Genomic DNA, 16,715 nt, shown 5'->3' on the forward strand with positions numbered 1-16,715 from the left:
CGAACCGTCTAAACTGTCTACACCCTCTAGTTTACCTACTCGTTCTGCACGTATTGCAACACAAGCACGTCGGCCGTTCGCAATTACGTGAGCCTCAGCCCCTTGCGACCTACGCGTCCTGCAAGTGGCCCTGATTTATACATGACGGATTCGAACCCCCGCCGACCCAGATCCGTCCCGAAGGCCGTCTGCGTGATGCCAGAATCGGGGAACAGATCCATAAAGGCCCGATAGAGGTCAGATGCCGATGTAACGTAGTTCCCTCGCTCGCACCGCAAGTTCAGAAACTGTCCGATCACATCCTGCTCTCGTGCATACTTCGCCGTGGCGTCAGCGATGCACTTCGGCTCCATGAGCCCGCCCTTCTGCCACTCCATGCACCCCCGAACCATCCATGCGAGAATGCCCTGGGCCTCGGCTAGAAGCTTCCACGGAAGCTTGCGATCGACCTCGGACCCCTTAAATTGCCGCCGGAACTCGATCAGCTTCAGCCGTCGCCAGATCGCGTAATCGCAGCCCTTGACCTCGGGTTTGTAATTCGTGCCGAGCAAGATCTTGTGGGTCGGGCTGAACGTGGTGAAGTTCTCGTACATCCCGCGGCCGGTGACCCGGTCTCCCCCGGTCAGGTGCTTAATCAGAGCCTCGTTCAGCTTGCAGCCGGCCTCCGTCTCTTGGGCCATCATCAGCCGCCGACCGCGGAGCGTCATCAGTTCGGTCGGGTGCCGATCCCCGTGGGTCGATACCTTGAACAGCGTCTGAGGGGGGCTGCCAGCGTGATCATCGCCTACGACAGCGAGCAGGGCATTGACGAGGGTCGACTTCCCGTTACTCCCTCCCCCCCAGAAGATGGGGAGTACCTGCTCCGAAATATCTCCGGTCAGGCCGTACCCGAAGAATCGCTGGAGGTAGGCGATCAGTTCGCCATTCCCCTCGAAGACTTCTCGCAGGAATCGCTCCCATGTCGGGCAGGGGGCCGCGGGGTCGAACGGGGTCGGGCAGAGCTTGGTCAGGAAGTCGTAGCGGTCATGCGGCCGCAACTCGCCCGTCCGCAGGTCGAGTGTGCCATTTGGCACGTTCAGGAGCATCGGGCTGGCGTCCAACCTGGTTGCAGAAATCGCAAGCAGGCCGCGTGCGAGATCCACCATGTTGGTGATACCGTGAGCAGAGGAGGAGACTTTGGCGTAGGCGATGTACTGGGCCAGCATCGGCGGCGGGGCATCGGACCGAGCGATTTCCTCCCACAGCCTCGCGGGCACGGCCTTCGCCTTCTCCCTGACGACGATCCCGTTCGCATCCCGCACCCACCGCTGCCCATCCCAGACGATCCATTCCTTCCACTCGGGCACATACCGTAGGTCCGATCCGGCGAGTTCGACGAGCCGGTGTGCGTTCGCGACATCCGTGCGACACTCCGCCATCGACAGAAACTGGTGGAGGACAGGTACGGCATCATTGCCTGGCGGTGCTGCATCTGCCTCCGGAGTGTGTGGCCCTCCCTCGCTTTCCACGAGATGCGAGGGTGCCGTCTGCTCGGAGCAGGGCTCGGAAGCTGAAGGCTCGGGGATCAGGGCTATCACGTCGGCACTATCGGCCCAAAGGACGGTTGGCCCGCCCCGTCTCCCCGAGTAGTCGGTTGGGTCGCCGCGGTGCTTCAGGACAGCGTGTTCGAGCGTCTCTCCGTACTTCGCCAGTAGGGTGCCAGGAGGTAGCCAGCCACTGGACCACTTCGTGTCCTTCGCCTCCTTTTCAGAAACGGGGTTCGGGGCCGTGCGGTTTTCCGAATTCGGCTGTGGACTTTTCTGTGCGGATTCTGGAATCTTCGGCATAGGTTTCTCCTTGACCCATCGCAGCCTGCTCCCGGCAAGTAGGAGGCTGCGGTGGGTTACTTTGTTGAGGACAGTCCGAGGATCATCGAGAACACGGAGCGTGCTGGGCGAGGCGTCCCAGCATGCACCTCTGAATGTCGGCGAGGTCGAGCCCGGGCGGCAGCATGCCTGCCTCGCCTGTAGGTTCGATCAGCTCACCCGGTACCCACTCTCCTCCGAGCCGAGCCGCCGGCACCGTGTACGTCCGACCGTCGGCGATGGCCGATTCCAGCGTGGTCGCGTCGAGAGAGCCCAGGCACTTCACCACACCGGCCACCCAATCCGCCCCTGCCCCAGCTTCACGCCAGCGGAGCCCGGCCATCACAGCAAGCACCTGCGTCTGGGAGAACAGGTGCGGGAAACCTCGGCCGCGGCCCCCGACCCGAACGGGTGTAAGCAGCCCCCTCCCGACCCACTGGGCGAGCGTCAGGCTTGGCAGCCCCGTGATTGCACATAGCTCCGCAGAGGTGAACCGATCTTGCAGTAGCTGTGTCATAAGCGATTACCCCCACAAGCCGTAGCGGCAGACCCAAATGGAACCCTACCCAAACAGATCCAGCTTGGGAACGACAACCAAAAAGATAATAAACTATTCTGACGATCCGCGACGCGATCTCCGACGCCCTCATTCCAGGATCGGACGATCTCTACACCGCTGAGCCTATCCGAATAGAGACGTGAGTTTCCAGAGTCACCGAGGATCGATCCTCTTTGAATCCACACATACGAGACTGGCGACGTATGCCACACCTGGCAGGGGTGTCGAACGACACCATCCCTGCCTGGCATGGTGTGGTGACGTGAGTGTCAGTATGGACAGGGGTGTCAGAACCCGCCAAAGGAGCTTCGGACCGAGTTTGTGTGAGCAACTTTATGGGACTGGCGACGCATGCCACGTCTGACGGCAGGGGTTACTATGGCCCGCAACTGTGAGCATGGAAAGGGGGTCATTGTGGGCAGGAGTACGGCGCTCGCGGCCTACGTCCGCAGGTGGACCGACCGCGGCAAGGCCGAGCGGCAGGGGCCCGCGGGGGGACGGCCCCGCCACCGAGGCAGAACCCGCTCGAGCCGTTAACTTGGAAGCGGCTGGCCTTCCGGGACTGCGTGCCCGGCGGCTCTCAGGTATTCGAGGATGACGTGGTACGGGTGCACCCGGCCTTGCCCGGGGTGGAAGTGCGCCTTCATCTTCTCGACGAACTGCGCAAGAACTTGGCCCCGCTCTTGGCCCATTACTTCGAGGTAGTCTGGGGCGATAGCGATGCCAGCCTCCTTCCGCTCGTGCTCCCGCGCAAGCCATACACGAGAATAGTTGAGGTAGACCTGTAGGGTCTGGCGAAAGCACAGAAGGCACTTCTGTGCCCGGTCTTCAGACGTTCCTCCACCGTGCCAGTATGCATCACCAAGCGTTGCGCCGTCTTCAGTCGATTTGTTATCTCGCACATTGCGCACATGCCTGGTCATTGCTTCGAGGTAGATTGCTGACGGCCGCTGCCCTACCCGGTGCAGGAGCCACACGACTTCCCGCAGAATCTGCTTTGTCACCTCCTTGAGGTAGTAGGGCTTCTCACTCCACCATGTTGCGAAGCCGAGGTGAGGCATCACGATCTCGAACATAACCTCAGTGTAGTAAAGCGTCTCGTCGTTCTCGGTTGACAGGTATGTGTCGGCGATTGCTGCGAGCTTGTCGTCCTCGGCCTCGAACCGGTGAAGGTGGAACTCCTGCTGCTGCTTCGCGAGTTGCTTGCGCTGTAGGTGGATCGTGTACCCCACCCCGACCAGAGAAAGCCCCGCGAGTAAAGACCCCACGACCCCGAACATGTCACCGAACTTCCCCCGGTCGTCGAGTTCGGACTGGGCGATGATGCCGTACCACGGCCGCTCGGGCGCGGCAGGAGCGGTCGACGGCAGCGTCCCCTCGGCGTGCGGTATGGGCGGCGCTCCAGGTCGGTCGTCGTAAACGAGGGCTGTGTAGCCGAGGACCACAACGAGCAGCCACAGGAGTACCACGCCGAAGCATGAAATGCCGGCGATAGACTCGGCGCTCGGCCTGCGCGGTTTGACGTCCATGGGCGGATTGTCCGAATGGTCTGGGAGAGCGAGAGTATAAGTGCCTTCGGCCCGTCTGGTCAACCGACCGCACCACAATCTCCTGATGCTCCTCGCTTCGCGGCTGCTTCTAGCCTTGATCCGCGAACCCGAGGGCCGGCCAATTGGTCTATATGTGTTCAGGTACACGCAACCCGACTCGATGAGGGCGAAATCGTGGGCGAGAAACCGACATCGTGGGTGGAGCAGATGTGCCGCCATCTCGCCGAGGTCGAGCGAGAAACGACGGAGCAATTGGGCGAGCTGGAGCGTGGCTTCTTCGTGAACGTGGCGAACGACTGCACGGACATCGGCTTCGCCGTCAGCCAGGCCTACCCCCGGAAGGTCAACCTCGTGCTACACACCGGCTGGGGCGTCTTCAAAGAGGCGACGTGGTTCCAGTTCCTTTTCGTATCGGGCAACTACCCCCTGCTCCTGAGCCGGCTGCGGTATGTGTGGGAGGCAGTATTCCGGGCGTACTTCGTGGAGAACTACCCTTTTCGGAATAGCCCTTCCTCCTGGGTCGCTCCGGGGCGGTCGGCGGCAAAGAAACTGGTGTGGCTGGAAGAACACGGCCGAGCACTGGATTGGAACCGGTGCATGGAGCCGGTTCTCCGGGCGGTCTTCCCGCTAGCGGACAGTGAGCCCGAAGTTCGGGAGCATTACCGACGCCGGTGGGGCGAACTTCACAAGTACGTTCACGCGTCTGCGTACCTGGCCGGCCGCATGGTCGGCAAGTCGGCACTCCACTTAAGTGACAAATTCGATCGGAAATGGGCGAAGGAGTGCGTCGCCATCGCCCGCGAGGTGTTCGACCTCGTTTGGATGGCGGTCCTGGGTCATCACCCTATGGCGGCCGATCGGATGCACCGCCTCTCCGGGGAGTACCCGGTGCTCAAGAGGGTGTTTGAGAAGATGAACGAGTCCTGACTATCGAGCAGCCACTTCCGGCCCCGGCTGATTGCCTCGAAGCAAACTGGTTAGCCGAATCGCTTCCCGTGACTTTTCGGAACCGAATCGCGAACCACCCTCCGAAGTGGGCGTCTATTGAGTGCACCGGCAATACCTGAGGCCAAAACCCTGCGGAATTCTTAGTGCAAGATGAAAGTTGAGCAGCATTTCGCGAAACCGGCTCAACCAGCCGGCGGCTTCGCCAGCAAGGTACGGAAGACGCAATAGCCCTACCGCAGAACGCGACATGCGTTCCGGCCAGGGTAGACCCCTGGCCGTCTTCGTTTCGGGCAAGCCGCAGGGGGTCGGGTCACCCGCCAACCCGGCCGAAGGGAATCACCAGGGGGCTGGTGACAGGGGCAGCACGAAAAAGGTTCGACTCCGTCTCCCCGTTTCGTGAACACGCTCCGGGATCGTCTAACGGTAAGACGCCGCGCTCTGAACGCGGAAAGTGCTGGTTCGACCCCAGCTCCCGGATCTGACTGGCTGGTGTAGCTCAATCGGTAGAGCCCCCGCCTTTTAAGCGGGTGGTTGTGGGTTCGACTCCCACCGCCGGCACAGACGACGTTTGGCATCCCGGTGTGGCTTAGCGGTCTGAGCGTGCCGCTGAAAACGGCGAGGTGCTGGTTCGACTCCAGCCGCCGGGACTCCTCAGGGTGTGGGTCAGAGGTTGACCACGGGTTTCGGGTACCCGCCTATGCAGGTTCGAGTCCTGCCTCCCTGACTCCGGATCGGTCCAGGCGAGTCCGCCCTTTCGGGGGCGGGAGACGGACAACCGTCGGACGCGACGGAGGTCGTGCTCCGGCCAAACCCGCGGCCGGCTCGCCCGGGCCGGTCGCTAGCCCACCCGGCCGGCTGTGCCGGTTGGGGCGCGCGTTTCCGCCACCTCCCCGCCCTGCGCTGTTTACCGAGCCGTAGGCGTGGTCTATACTTCGAGTTGAGCCACGCGCCTCGCCTCACCGTCCGTTCGGGACGGCCGGCCCGCGTTCCGCCGGAAAGGGCTTTCCGCCGTGAAGGCGATAATCAGCGACATCCACAGCAATCTCGAAGCCTTGCAGGCCGTCATGGCCGACATCAAGGCCCAGGGCATCACGGACATCTATTGCCTCGGCGACGTCGTCGGCTACGGCCCGAACCCGCGCGAGTGCATCGACCTCGTCATGACCGCCAAGGTCGTCATCCTCGGCAACCACGACCAGGGCGCGATGTTCGACCCGGACGGGTTCAACGGCCCCGCCGAGAAGGCCATCTTCTGGACGCGGGCGCAACTGGAGAGCGCCCCGGACAGCCGGGCGGCGCGCGAGAAGCGCTGGGAGTTCCTGGCCGACCGGCCGCGGAGCCACAGGGAGAACGGCTACCTGTTCGTCCACGGCAGCGCCCGCAACCCGCTCAACGAGTACGTCTTCCCCGAGGACGTGTACAACCAGCGGAAGATGGAGCGCATCTTCTCGCTGGTCGAGAAGTACTGCTTCCAGGGGCACACGCACGTGCCCGGGGTGTTCACCGAGAACCTGCAGTTCCTCAGCCCCGAGGAGGTCGATTCGGCGTACAAGCTGGACGGCCGCAAGACGCTGTGCAACGTGGGGAGCGTCGGCCAGCCGCGCGACGGCAACTGGCGGGCGTGCTACGTGGTGCTGGACGACGACACGATTCGGTTCCGCCGCGTCGAGTACGACGTGGAGACGACGATCAAAAAGATCTACGACACGCCGGACCTGGAGAACTTCCTCGGCGACCGGCTCCGCGAAGGGCGATAACTTCCGCCGCTTGCGGCGTTGCGTCGCCCAAAGCAAATCGCCCACGGGGTCATTCCCGTGGGCGATTTGCTTTGGGCGACCGGCCGGCGTCAGCCGGCTGGTCGGGGTGGCAGGTGCCTGGACCAACGACCAGCCGGCTGACGCCGGCCGGTCGCCCGGATTACGCCTTCGCGTGCCCGTGGTCGCCCCCGTCCTGGATGCGCATCCCGTAGAAGCTCCGCCACACGAACACCATCGACACCGCCAGGAACGCCGCCGCCAGGCCGTGCGCCAGGCCCGACCCGCGCGTCGCCGTCAGCTCCACCGCCAGCTCCACCGCCAGCAGCCCGAACAGCGTCGTGAACTTGATGATCGGGTTCAGCGCGACGCTGCTCGTGTCCTTGAACGGGTCGCCCACCGTGTCGCCGACCACCGTCGCGTCGTGCAGGGGGGTGCCCTTCATCTTCAACTCCGTCTCCACGATCTTCTTGGCGTTGTCCCACGCCCCGCCGGCGTTGGCCATGAAGATCGCCTGGTACAGCCCGAACAGCGCGATGCTGATCAGGTAGCCGATGAAGAAGAACGAGTCGAGGAACGCGAACCCGAGGGTGCTGAAGAACACCACCAGGAAGATGTTGAACATCCCCGCCTGGGCGTACTTGGTGCAGATCTCCACCACCTTCTTCGAGTCCTCGGTGCTCGCCTTCGTCACCGTGTCGTCCAGCCGGATGTTCGCCTTGATGAACTCCACCGCCCGGTAGGCGCCGGTCGTCACCGCCTGCATGCTCGCGCCGGTGAACCAGTAGATCACCGCACCGCCGGCGATCAGCCCGAGCAGGAACAGCGGGTTCAGGATCGACAGGTTCACCACCAGCTCCGGCTTCAGCCCCTGCGTCAGCCCCACGATGATGGCGAAGATCATCGTCGTGGCCCCGACCACCGCCGTGCCGATGAGCACCGGCTTGGCCGTGGCCTTGAACGTGTTCCCGGCGCCGTCGTTCTTCTCCAGGTTCTCCTTGGCCGTCTCGAAGTCGGCGGCGAACCCGAAGTCGCGTTGAATCTCCTCGCGGATGCCCGGCACGCCCTCGATGGTGGAGAGCTCGTACACGCTCTGGGCGTTGTCCGTCACCGGGCCATAACTGTCCACGGCGATGGTCACCGGCCCCATGCCGAGGAACCCGAACGCGACGAGCCCGAACGCGAACACGGCCGGGGCGAGCATGATCGGCGGAATGCTCAGGCTGATCCACCACGCCACGCCCATCAGGCCGAGGATCGCCATGCCGATCCAGTACGCGGAGAAGTTGCCGGCGACGAGGCCGCTGAGGATGTTCAGCGACGCCCCGCCCTGCCGGCTGCTCGTCACCACCTCCTTCACGTGGCCGCTCTCGGTGCTCGTGAACACCTTCACCAACTCGGGGATGATCGCCCCGGCGAGCGTGCCGCAGGTGATGATCGTGCTGAGCTGCCACCACAGGTCGGTGTTCCCGGCGATGTTCGGGATCAGCAGGTACGACACGGCGTAGGTGAGGACGACCGACACGATCGAGGTGAGCCACACGAGCACGGTCAGCGGCGCCTCGTAGTTGAAGTCCTTCATCTCGCTGTACTTCGCCTTGGCCCGCGCCTCGTTGATGAAGTACGACGCGGCCGACGCCACCACCATCATCACGCGCATCATGAAGATCCAGACGAGCAGCTGAATCTGCACCATCGGGTCGGCCACGGCCAGCAGGATGAACGTGATGAGCGCCACGCCGGTCACGCCGTACGTCTCGAACCCGTCGGCGGACGGGCCGACCGAGTCGCCGGCGTTGTCGCCGGTGCAGTCGGCGATGACGCCGGGGTTGCGGGCGTCGTCCTCCTTGATCTTGAACACGATCTTCATCAGGTCGGCGCCGATGTCGGCGATCTTCGTGAAGATGCCGCCGGCGACCCGCAGGGCCGCCGCGCCGAGGCTCTCGCCGATGGCGAACCCGATGAAGCACGCCCCGGCCAGCTCGCCCGGGATGAACATCAGGATGATGAGCATCAGCAGCAGTTCGACGGAGATGAGCAGCATGCCGATCGAGATGCCGGCCTTCAACGGGATGGCGTAGCACGGGTAGGCCTTACCCGTGAGGGCGGCGAACGCGGTGCGGCTGTTGGCGAACGTGTTCACCCGGATGCCGAACCACGCCACGCCGTAGCTGCCGAGGATGCCGACCACGCTGAAGAACAGGATGATCGCCACCCGCTCGGGCGGGAACCCGTGCTGCGACACGCCGGTGGCCGGGTCGGTGTAGGTGGTGAGGTAGCCGAAGTAGACGAAGATGATCGCCCCGATGAACACCCAGAGCACGGCGAGGAACTTCCCCTGGGTGAACAGGTACGTCTTGCACGTCTCGTAGATCAGCTCGCTGACCTCGAGCATGGTGCGGTGGACGGGCATGTTCTTGAGCTGGTTGTAGACGACGAGGCCGAACGCCAGCCCGGCGACGGACACGACGAGGCCGAGGTACAGGAGGTTCTTGCCGCCGATGCCGCCGACGAACTCGGCCTTGTTGAGGTCGGGCAGGACGAGGTTGGCCTCGCCGCCGCCTTTCTTGGGTTGCCCCGCGGGCGCGTTCTGGGCCAGCGCGGGGCCGCCTAGCAGGAGCAGCGCCAGGACGGCGGCAACGGCGCGGGGGGCGCGCCGCGGCGCCCGCTGGTCGGGAGAGTCGGTCAGCATGTCGCGGAGTCCTACGCGGAACATGGGGGTGCGAGTCGGCCGGGGGGTTAGACTAAGAGCGGGGTGGGACCGTGTGAAGGGGTGAAGGCGCGATGGGGTAATGGCGCGATGGGGTGACGACAGTTCATCCCTTCACCCTTACACCCCGTCAGGAGCGGTATTCCCGGACGAATTCCCAGATGACTGCGGTCGCGTTCAGTACCGCCGACGGCGGCCCGGCGACGCGCGGGTTCAGCTGCCCCTTCCCGCCAGGCCAGTGGTGCCCGAGCCCCTCGACCGTCACGGCGCGGAACGGCACCGGCCCGGGGTACGCGTCGGTCCGCACGCCGCCCGCGTCCGACTCCTCCACCGGCCCCGGCGAGCAGCCGAGGATTCGCGCCCACCGCCCCAGCGACTCGGCGACGGGGCGGCGCGTCACGAGGCGGTGTTTCCACGGGCTGCGCACGGCGCCGCCGCGGACCGGCACGAGCGGGTCGGCGGCGCCGATGAGGTAGAGCGTCGGCACCGGCCGGGCGGTGCGGAAGCCCTCGGGCACGCGGCAGTACCCGGCGACGGGCGCCACCGCGGCGACGCGGTCGCTCAGCTCGGCCGCGACCCGGAAGGCCATCGCGGCGCCGTTCGAGAAGCCGGTCACGGACACCCGCCGCGGGTCGGCCCCGGCGCGGCGGGTGGCGTCGGTGAGGACGTCACTCAGGAACGCGAGGTCGTCGGGGCGGGCGTCCGGCGGGTCGAGTAGGTCTTCGTCGCCGCCGCTCCCCACGTCCCAACGGGCGGCGTTGGTGAGGAACTTCGGCGGCTTCGCCGGGTCCGGCGGCAGCGCGTCGGGCAGTGCGAGTGCGAAGCCCTCGCGGGCGGCGGTGGCGGACCAGCCGGTCTCGCCGTCGGCCCATTCGGCGGTGCCGCCGGCGCCGTGCAGCACGACGACGAGCGGCGGCGGGGTCGGCCCCGGCGGGGGGGTGAACAGCAGGTACGACCGGCCGCCGAGGGCCACGCGGGTGAGCACCGTCGCCCCCTACTTCGACAGCGCCTCGACGTTGTTGAAGAACGTCCGCACGGCCTCCGGCTTGTCCTTGTGCTGCACGATCGCCACGTACCCGGTGTTGCCCACCACCACCCACCGGGTGACGACGCTCAGGTCCTGGTTCACGCCGCCCTTCGCGTCCGTCTCCTTCGCCTGGCCGCCGAGCCAGTCCACCGTCTTCGGCCCGCCGGCGTCCTTGGCGGCGAAGTTCATCATCCCCGCGGCGAGCTTCAAGTCCTTCTCGCGGTCCGCGGCCTTGGACGTGGGGCGGAACTTGACGACCGCTACGGTGCAGGTCAGGCTCCAGTCCGCCTCCTGGCTCCGCCACGCCTTCGCCCCTGTCACCGACTGCGTCGTGAACGACAGGCCGGCGTCGTCCGGGAACGGGGCCGGGAAGGCCGCGCGGACCGACTTGTCCGGCGCCTCGAACTTCGTCCACCCCGGCGGCAGTTGCGCGGCGGCGGCCTTCTTCATGTCGTCGTCGAGCTTCTTCGTCACCTGGGCGGCGGCGTCCTTGACCTTCCCCATCGCGATGTAGGCGACCACGCCGCCACCGCCGCAGCACGTCAGCAGCAGCAAGCCGCCGCCGAGCAGGATCCACAGCAGCGGCGATTTGCCCCCGCCGGCCGCCGGGCGGCGGCCGCGCGGGCGGTCGTCGTCCGCCGGGGCGTCGTCGTCCGGCCGCGGGCGGCGCGGGCGGTCCGCCGGCGGGGCGTCGTCCTCGTCGCGGCGGCGGCGGCGCGGCCGGTCCTCACGCTCGCCGCGCGCCCGGCCGCCGCCCCCGGACTCGACGGCGGCGCCGAAGTCGAACGCGCTGCCGCCGCCCGCTGGCGGCGAGGGCGGCGAGTCCGGCGAATCCGGCGAATCCGGCGCCGGTCGCGGCGGGCGCGACTCGCCACTGGGGCGACGCGGGGGCGGTGGGGGAGAATCGCCGCCGAAGTCGAACGGGGTGCCGCCACTCGGCGCGGCCGGCGGCGGGGGAAGCGGCGGCGGTGCGGGTGCGGCCGTGCCAGGCACCGGCATCACCGTCTGACACTTCGGACACTTCACCTTGCGCCCGGCCGCCGCATCGGGGGCGTTCAGCCGCGTCTGACAGTTGGCACAAACAACCGGGATCGGCATGTCGGGGCTCCGGGGGAAGCGCTGCCGTCGATTCTAGGAGGCGGTCGGCGAAACGCCCGGCCCCTACCCCCGTCCCCGACGGCCGGGTAAGGTGTCTTCCCGGTCCGGAGGCACCGCGTGCTCGATCTCCCCGATTACCGCACGCTGCGGCAGGCGAACTGGGACGACTGCTGGTTCCTGTCCGCGCTCGTCGGCATGGCCCACCAGCGGCCGCAGCAACTCCGCGACTACGTGGAACTGCTCGGCGACGGCGTGTACCGCGTGACCTTCCCGGACTGTGAGCCGCAGGACGTGCGGCCGGACGAGGTCGCCAGCGGCACCGACTCCGGCCCGTGGCCGTGGGCGCGGGTGTGCGAGGCGGCCGCCGGCCGGTTCGGCAACCTGTCCGCCCCGCGCGTCTTCACCTACGGCTTCGGCATCGGCCTCCTCACCGGCCGCTCCCGCACGGGCTACCTGAACGTCACCGGGATGGGGTTCGCGCCGGTGTACCGGGCGTGGTCGCGGCGCGCGTGGTTTCAGGACCTGCTCGAAGAACAGGCGGGCCGCCGGTTGATGGTGCTCGGCGGCACCGACGGCCGCTTCCGCAAGCCGGTCCACGGCTGGATCTCGCCGCAGCACTGCTACGCGGTGCTGGGCTACGACCGCGGCGCCGACCGCGTCCACGTCCGCGACCCGCGCGGCGGCGACCCCCCGGCCGAGCGCCGCGACGCGCACTACGGTCCCGGCGAGTTCTGGCTGAGCGCCGCCGAGACCGAGGACAGCTTCTGCGGTCTGTCGGTGGAAGCCGATTGACCGCCGCTTGCGGCGTGGCACGGCACCGGGTACGCTCAGAGTCTCCCTTCTCCCCGGAGGCCCGCCCGTGGACGCCACCCGCCGCGAGTTCGGTTCCCAGTTCCTCGGCGCCCTCGTCGCCTACGGGTTCGTCGAGACGTGCTGGCGCCGCGACCTGTTCGCGCAGGAAGTCCGCCCGACCATCGACGCCTGGTTCAAGGAACTGGGCGAGATGACGGCCGACCTCCGCGGCCGCCGCCTCACCGACGTGCAGTTCCAGGAGCGCATGGAAGCTCTGTACCGCCGCGTCGACCTGCCGGCGCTATGCCGGTTCGTGAAGCTCGACGAGGTCGAGCGCCGCAAGCTGCCCGACAACGGCGCCCTCAGCGCCGGGTTCGACCTTGGCGGCGTCGGCGGCCTGCCGGCGGCGCCGGGCTTCGGCAAGCAGATCTTCGGCTGCGGCCGCGGCCGGTCGATCGTGCCGCACGGCCACGCCAACATGTGCACCGGGTTCATCGTGCTGAAGGGCCGCTGGGCGGGGAAGCACTACGACCGCGTGGAGACGGCCGCCGACCACTACCTGATCCGGCCGACGATCGACAAGGAGTTCGGCCCCGGTGAAGTGAGCACCATCTCGGACCACAAGGACAACGTCCACTGGTTCCGCGCCGCCACCGACGGCGCGTACATCTTCAACGTCCACGTGGACGGCTACGACCCGCGGCTGGGCGCCGGCAGCGGCCGGCTGTACCTCGACCCGGCGGGCGAGCGCGTGGCCGGCGGGCTGATCAAGGCGGCGAAGATGTCGTCGGCCGACTGCCACCGCAAGTACGGCTGACACGGCAACCCGAGGACCGGGATCATTGTTTCCGGCGGAGGGGGGTCGATCCCCGGAAACATGTCACCGACTCATAAAAAAGTTGGTTCGATCCAGCCGCGACTCCGGTAATGGGAGCAGGTCGTGGCCCGGCAACGGGTTGCGACTGCAGCGCTGGGCGGCGGGTCAGAGGCGAGCCCGCCACGACCGTTGGTGCCGGCTTGGTGTGGACGACGGCGAACACGTCGATCGTGGTCCCAACAATTCGATAAACGACCACGTAGGGGAATCGATGGATCGGCGCCTGGCGGGCGCCGCGGTAACCGGCGGCGTACAACTCGGGCTGGGCCGTGATCCGAACGAACACGGCATCCGCGGCTCGGAGGAAATCGTCCCCGACGCCGGCTTGCTGACTCTCGTACCAGTCGTGTGCGGCGGTGAGCTCGTCCTCCGCGTCCGGGCGGATGACCAGTTGGAGGCTCATCGCCGGCCCTGGATCCGGGCCTTCACCTCGTCCCACGTAGACCCGACCCCGGGGTTCGCGTCGGCCGCGTCCAGCCGCGCGTCGATCAGGTCGCGGAGTTCGTCCGTCTCGGCCACCGCCGCCGGCGGCTCCAGGGTGTCCCAGATCTCGCCGATCAGGCGGAGCCGGTCCGGCACGCTCAGCTTGTCGATCCCCAGGTCGTAGATGCTCGGCGACATGCGATCACCCCACGGAGGTTGAATCCAGTATCCGGCCCGACACGCGGCCGTGTCAACCTCGCGAGGGCGGTCAGAGCCGCGACCGCCACGTCCGGGGGTGCCGCCGGGTGTGCATCACCGCGACGACCACGACGACGGTGGCGTCAACACGATAGATCACGACATACGGGAAGCGATGGACGAGGGCGTGTCGCACCCCGTGTCGGCCCTTGGCGTAGCCATCGGGGTTGTCGCGGACGCGGATCAGGGCCGCCTGGGCCTCGTCGAGGAACTCCCGGCCGACGCCCGGTTGCTGCAACTCATACCACTCGCGGGCGTCGTCGATGTCGCGGCGGGCGGCCCCGCGGACGACGAACGTCCGGCTCATGGCTTGGCCCGCAGCAGGGCCATCGTCTCTTCGAGGGACATGGCGTCACCGGGGTTGGCGTCGATGTCGGCCAGACGGTCCTCGATCTCGTGCCAGTGTGCCTCGGACAGCTGAACCTGCGCGTGGTCGGCCGGCTCCAGGGTGTCCCAGATCTCGCCGATCAGGCGGAGCCGGTCCGGCACGCTCAGCTTGTCGATCCCCAGGTCGTAGATGCTCGGCGACATGCGATCACCCCACGGAGGTTGAATCCAGTATCCGGCCCGACCCGCGGCCGTGTCAACCTCGCGAGGGGCTGCCAGACGGCGCATGATTGAGCCCCGGAGGGGCGGACGTGTGTAGCCCGGCGTGGAAACCCTGGGCGGCATCCGCGTGATTGGTGGGGCGTTGATCCCCCGGACGTGCCCAGCCCGCCCAGGGCTTCCGCCCCGGGCTATGAACGGTCGCCCTCCGGGCTCAAGCCCCGAGCCGGCGGCCGCGTCACCACCCGATGACGTTGTCGAGCAGCACCAGCCCCAGCGCGCCCGGGAGGTACAGCAGCGACGCCCGCAGCACGCGGCGGGCCTGGCGGTCGGTGCGGCGGCGGGCGAAGGCCACCGCCTCGCGCAGGAACAGCAGCCCCAGCACCGCACACCCCACCACCGACAGCCACCCCGCGGCCCCCAGCGCCATCGACACCCAGCCCACCGGGATCAGCGCCACGCACGTCAGCACCATCACGAACGCCGTCTTCGTGCCCGTCGGGTCGATGTGCGGCAGCATCCGCAGGCCGCCGCGGGCGTAGTCGTCGCGGTACATCCACGCGATCGCCAGGAAGTGCGGCAGCTGCCACACGAAGATCACCCAGAACAGCGCGAACGCGCCGCCCGGCTTCTCCCACCCGCACGCCGCCGCCCACCCGATCACCGGCGGCAGCGCCCCCGGCACCGCCCCCACCACCGTGTTCCACACCGTCATCGTTTTCAGCGGCGTGTACACCCACACGTAACTCACGAACGTCGCCGCCGCCGCCACCCCCGCCGCGACCGGCAGCGTCGCGAACAGGTAGGCGAGGCCGATCGCCCCGAGGACGACGCCGAACGTCAGCGCTTCGAGCGGCGACATGCGGCCCGCCGGCAGCGGCCGCTTCAGGGTGCGGAACATTTTGGCGTCGATGTGCCGTTCGAGCCACTGGTTCAGGGCGCTGCCGCCGGCCGCGACGAGGCCGGAGCCGAGCAGGACGTGGAACAAATCCGTCAGCGAAGCCGCCTTGCCGGCGCCGACGAGGTAGCCGATGCCGACGGTGAACAGGGCCATCACCGCGATGCGCGGCTTGGTGAGTTCGAGGTAGTCGGCGGCGCGCGACGGCACGGCGGAAAGAACCTCCTCGGCCGGCCCGGCGAACGGGTCCAGCGGGGCGACCTCGGCCTCGACCACAGCGGCCTTCCTCATCGCTCGCCTCCCGCACGCACCCGCAGGGCCAGCCCCACCGCCGCCGCCAGCACACCCGTCCCGACGAGCGCGTGGGCCGTGCGGATGCCGGCCTGCTTGGCGGACACCGTCTCGAACTCGGGCAGCGTCGCCCCCCCGAACTTCCCCATCCACGCCTCGACGCCGAGCGTCACCTGAAGGGCGACGAGGACGCCGAGGGCCGTGCCCCACACCCGGACGCGCGGCCGGGCCGGGCCGGTGAAGCCGAGCCGCAGCAGCCACACGGCCGTCGCCACCGCGACGAACGCGGTGAGGAAGTGGAGCCGCTGGCCGAGCGCGTCCGGGGCGTGCCGCACCCACGCGCCCCAGACCAGTTGTACGAACAGCACCGCCACCAGTCCCAGCCCCAGCCGGCCGAGCCGGCGGCGGTCGGCGTCGGGCACGTCACCCGCCGGCGGCCGCGCGGTGAGGACGGCGACCGTCAGCAGCACCGCGAACGTGACCTGCCCGAACACCCCGTGGACGGCCGCCAGGTCGGTGCCGACCAGTTCGTTCAGCTTGACGCGGAAGCCGCCGAGCAGCCCCTGGATCATCACGAACACGAGGCCGAGGAGCCCGGCGAAGCGCGCCACGCTCCCCCGGCCGCCGCCGACCAGCCCGCCGCCGGCCAGCAGGGCCGCGACCGCCAGCGCGCCGAGCATCGTGAACACGATTCGCTCGGGGACGACGACCGCCTCGGTGGACTCGCGCTGGGCGATGAGGGCCCGGTGGAACTCGCCGAACGCACCCACCAGCACGGCGAGCGCGACGAGGCCGAGGTAGCGGGCCGCGCGGTTGGGGTGGGTGCCCCACACGCCGAGCGCCAGCACGGTGACGAGGCCGCCGACGAGGAAGCCCAGGATGCGGTGGGCGTGCTCGATGAGGTAGCCGGGGCTCGGCTCGTAGTTGTTGACGAGGTGCCACGGCGAGGTCGGCCAGATGGGGTCGGCCATGCCGACGCGGAAGCTGGTGACGAGCTGCCCGACGGCGAGCAGCGCCAGGCAGGCGCAGACGGTGGCGACGGCCCACCGGTGGAGCCAGCGGGGAACGGGGCGCGGCGGCAGGTCGGTGTCGGTCATGGTGTCGTCGTCGTGGCGTGTCGCCAACTCGGTCTCATCGTGG

The 16,715-nt window shown here is 67.7% G+C and carries 16 protein-coding genes and 4 tRNA genes; 8 read left to right on the plus strand and 12 right to left on the minus strand.

Features of this window, described 5'->3' with window-relative positions; translation table 11 throughout:
* Positions 1-83: 83 nt before the first annotated feature.
* From ETAA1_RS25995 to ETAA1_RS26000, 3 genes are all read right to left on the minus strand, one after another.
* The gene (locus tag ETAA1_RS25995; RefSeq protein WP_145243481.1) at positions 84-1,826 is read right to left on the minus strand and encodes a DNA primase family protein; all 1,743 of its coding nucleotides are present in this window, start codon (positions 1,824-1,826) and stop codon (positions 84-86) included.
* A gap of 82 nt (positions 1,827-1,908) precedes the next feature.
* The gene (locus ETAA1_RS33930) at positions 1,909-2,361 is read right to left on the minus strand and encodes a MerR family transcriptional regulator (protein WP_390621226.1); all 453 of its coding nucleotides are present in this window, start codon (positions 2,359-2,361) and stop codon (positions 1,909-1,911) included.
* A 575-nt stretch (positions 2,362-2,936) separates the two neighbouring features.
* Positions 2,937-3,932: a hypothetical protein gene (locus tag ETAA1_RS26000; protein WP_145243483.1), complete on the minus strand. Its 996-nt coding sequence runs from the start codon at positions 3,930-3,932 to the stop codon at positions 2,937-2,939.
* 195 nt (positions 3,933-4,127) lie between these two features.
* Here ETAA1_RS26000 and ETAA1_RS26005 point away from each other — a divergent pair, with 195 nt between their 5' ends.
* From ETAA1_RS26005 to ETAA1_RS26025, 6 genes are all read left to right on the plus strand, one after another.
* Positions 4,128-4,880, plus strand: coding sequence for a hypothetical protein (locus ETAA1_RS26005; RefSeq protein ID WP_145243485.1), 753 nt, complete (start codon positions 4,128-4,130; stop codon positions 4,878-4,880).
* 427 nt (positions 4,881-5,307) lie between these two features.
* Positions 5,308-5,379 (plus strand) — tRNA-Gln (locus tag ETAA1_RS26010).
* 7 nt (positions 5,380-5,386) lie between these two features.
* A tRNA-Lys gene (locus tag ETAA1_RS26015) sits at positions 5,387-5,459 on the plus strand.
* 17 nt (positions 5,460-5,476) lie between these two features.
* Positions 5,477-5,548 (plus strand) — tRNA-Phe (locus ETAA1_RS26020).
* Between the two features lie 5 nt (positions 5,549-5,553).
* Positions 5,554-5,625 (plus strand) — tRNA-Pro (locus ETAA1_RS32410).
* A 286-nt stretch (positions 5,626-5,911) separates the two neighbouring features.
* A complete protein-coding gene (locus ETAA1_RS26025; protein WP_145243487.1) occupies positions 5,912-6,658 on the plus strand; it encodes a metallophosphoesterase family protein in 747 nt (248 codons plus the stop codon).
* A gap of 160 nt (positions 6,659-6,818) precedes the next feature.
* Here ETAA1_RS26025 and ETAA1_RS26030 read toward each other — a convergent pair whose 3' ends face one another.
* From ETAA1_RS26030 to ETAA1_RS33695, 3 genes are all read right to left on the minus strand, one after another.
* Complete coding sequence (locus ETAA1_RS26030) at positions 6,819-9,347, minus strand: sodium-translocating pyrophosphatase (protein ID WP_145243489.1); 2,529 nt, start codon at positions 9,345-9,347, stop codon at positions 6,819-6,821.
* A 148-nt stretch (positions 9,348-9,495) separates the two neighbouring features.
* Positions 9,496-10,350: an alpha/beta hydrolase family esterase gene (locus ETAA1_RS26035; protein ID WP_145243491.1), complete on the minus strand. Its 855-nt coding sequence runs from the start codon at positions 10,348-10,350 to the stop codon at positions 9,496-9,498.
* 9 nt (positions 10,351-10,359) lie between these two features.
* Positions 10,360-11,490: a zinc ribbon domain-containing protein gene (locus ETAA1_RS33695; protein ID WP_145243493.1), complete on the minus strand. Its 1,131-nt coding sequence runs from the start codon at positions 11,488-11,490 to the stop codon at positions 10,360-10,362.
* A gap of 117 nt (positions 11,491-11,607) precedes the next feature.
* Here ETAA1_RS33695 and ETAA1_RS26045 point away from each other — a divergent pair, with 117 nt between their 5' ends.
* Positions 11,608-12,282, plus strand: coding sequence for a hypothetical protein (locus ETAA1_RS26045; protein WP_145243495.1), 675 nt, complete (start codon positions 11,608-11,610; stop codon positions 12,280-12,282).
* Between the two features lie 67 nt (positions 12,283-12,349).
* Positions 12,350-13,099, plus strand: coding sequence for a cupin domain-containing protein (locus tag ETAA1_RS26050; protein WP_145243497.1), 750 nt, complete (start codon positions 12,350-12,352; stop codon positions 13,097-13,099).
* Positions 13,100-13,121: 22 nt separating this feature from the next.
* On the opposite strand, the gene ETAA1_RS26055 is transcribed toward ETAA1_RS26050, so the two are convergent.
* The 6 genes from ETAA1_RS26055 to ETAA1_RS32420 all read right to left on the minus strand — a co-directional run bounded on the left by ETAA1_RS26055 (position 13,122) and on the right by ETAA1_RS32420 (position 16,672).
* The gene (locus ETAA1_RS26055) at positions 13,122-13,562 is read right to left on the minus strand and encodes a type II toxin-antitoxin system RelE/ParE family toxin (protein WP_145243499.1); all 441 of its coding nucleotides are present in this window, start codon (positions 13,560-13,562) and stop codon (positions 13,122-13,124) included.
* On the minus strand, positions 13,559-13,780 hold the full coding sequence (locus ETAA1_RS26060; protein WP_145243501.1) for an addiction module protein: 222 nt from the start codon (positions 13,778-13,780) through the stop codon (positions 13,559-13,561). Before ETAA1_RS26060 ends, ETAA1_RS26055 begins: the two co-directional genes overlap by 4 nt.
* A gap of 70 nt (positions 13,781-13,850) precedes the next feature.
* A complete protein-coding gene (locus tag ETAA1_RS26065) occupies positions 13,851-14,147 on the minus strand; it encodes a type II toxin-antitoxin system RelE/ParE family toxin (protein WP_145243503.1) in 297 nt (98 codons plus the stop codon).
* Complete coding sequence (locus ETAA1_RS32415) at positions 14,144-14,371, minus strand: addiction module protein (protein ID WP_202920415.1); 228 nt, start codon at positions 14,369-14,371, stop codon at positions 14,144-14,146. The genes ETAA1_RS26065 and ETAA1_RS32415 overlap by 4 nt, the downstream gene beginning before the upstream one ends.
* A gap of 253 nt (positions 14,372-14,624) precedes the next feature.
* The gene (gene cyoE, locus ETAA1_RS26075; protein ID WP_145243506.1) at positions 14,625-15,575 is read right to left on the minus strand and encodes a heme o synthase; all 951 of its coding nucleotides are present in this window, start codon (positions 15,573-15,575) and stop codon (positions 14,625-14,627) included.
* On the minus strand, positions 15,572-16,672 hold the full coding sequence (locus tag ETAA1_RS32420; protein WP_202920416.1) for a COX15/CtaA family protein: 1,101 nt from the start codon (positions 16,670-16,672) through the stop codon (positions 15,572-15,574). The genes cyoE and ETAA1_RS32420 overlap by 4 nt, the downstream gene beginning before the upstream one ends.
* Positions 16,673-16,715 lie beyond the last annotated feature (43 nt).

Origin of the sequence: Urbifossiella limnaea (genome assembly GCF_007747215.1) — a bacterium.
Lineage (GTDB): Bacteria > Planctomycetota > Planctomycetia > Gemmatales > Gemmataceae > Urbifossiella > Urbifossiella limnaea.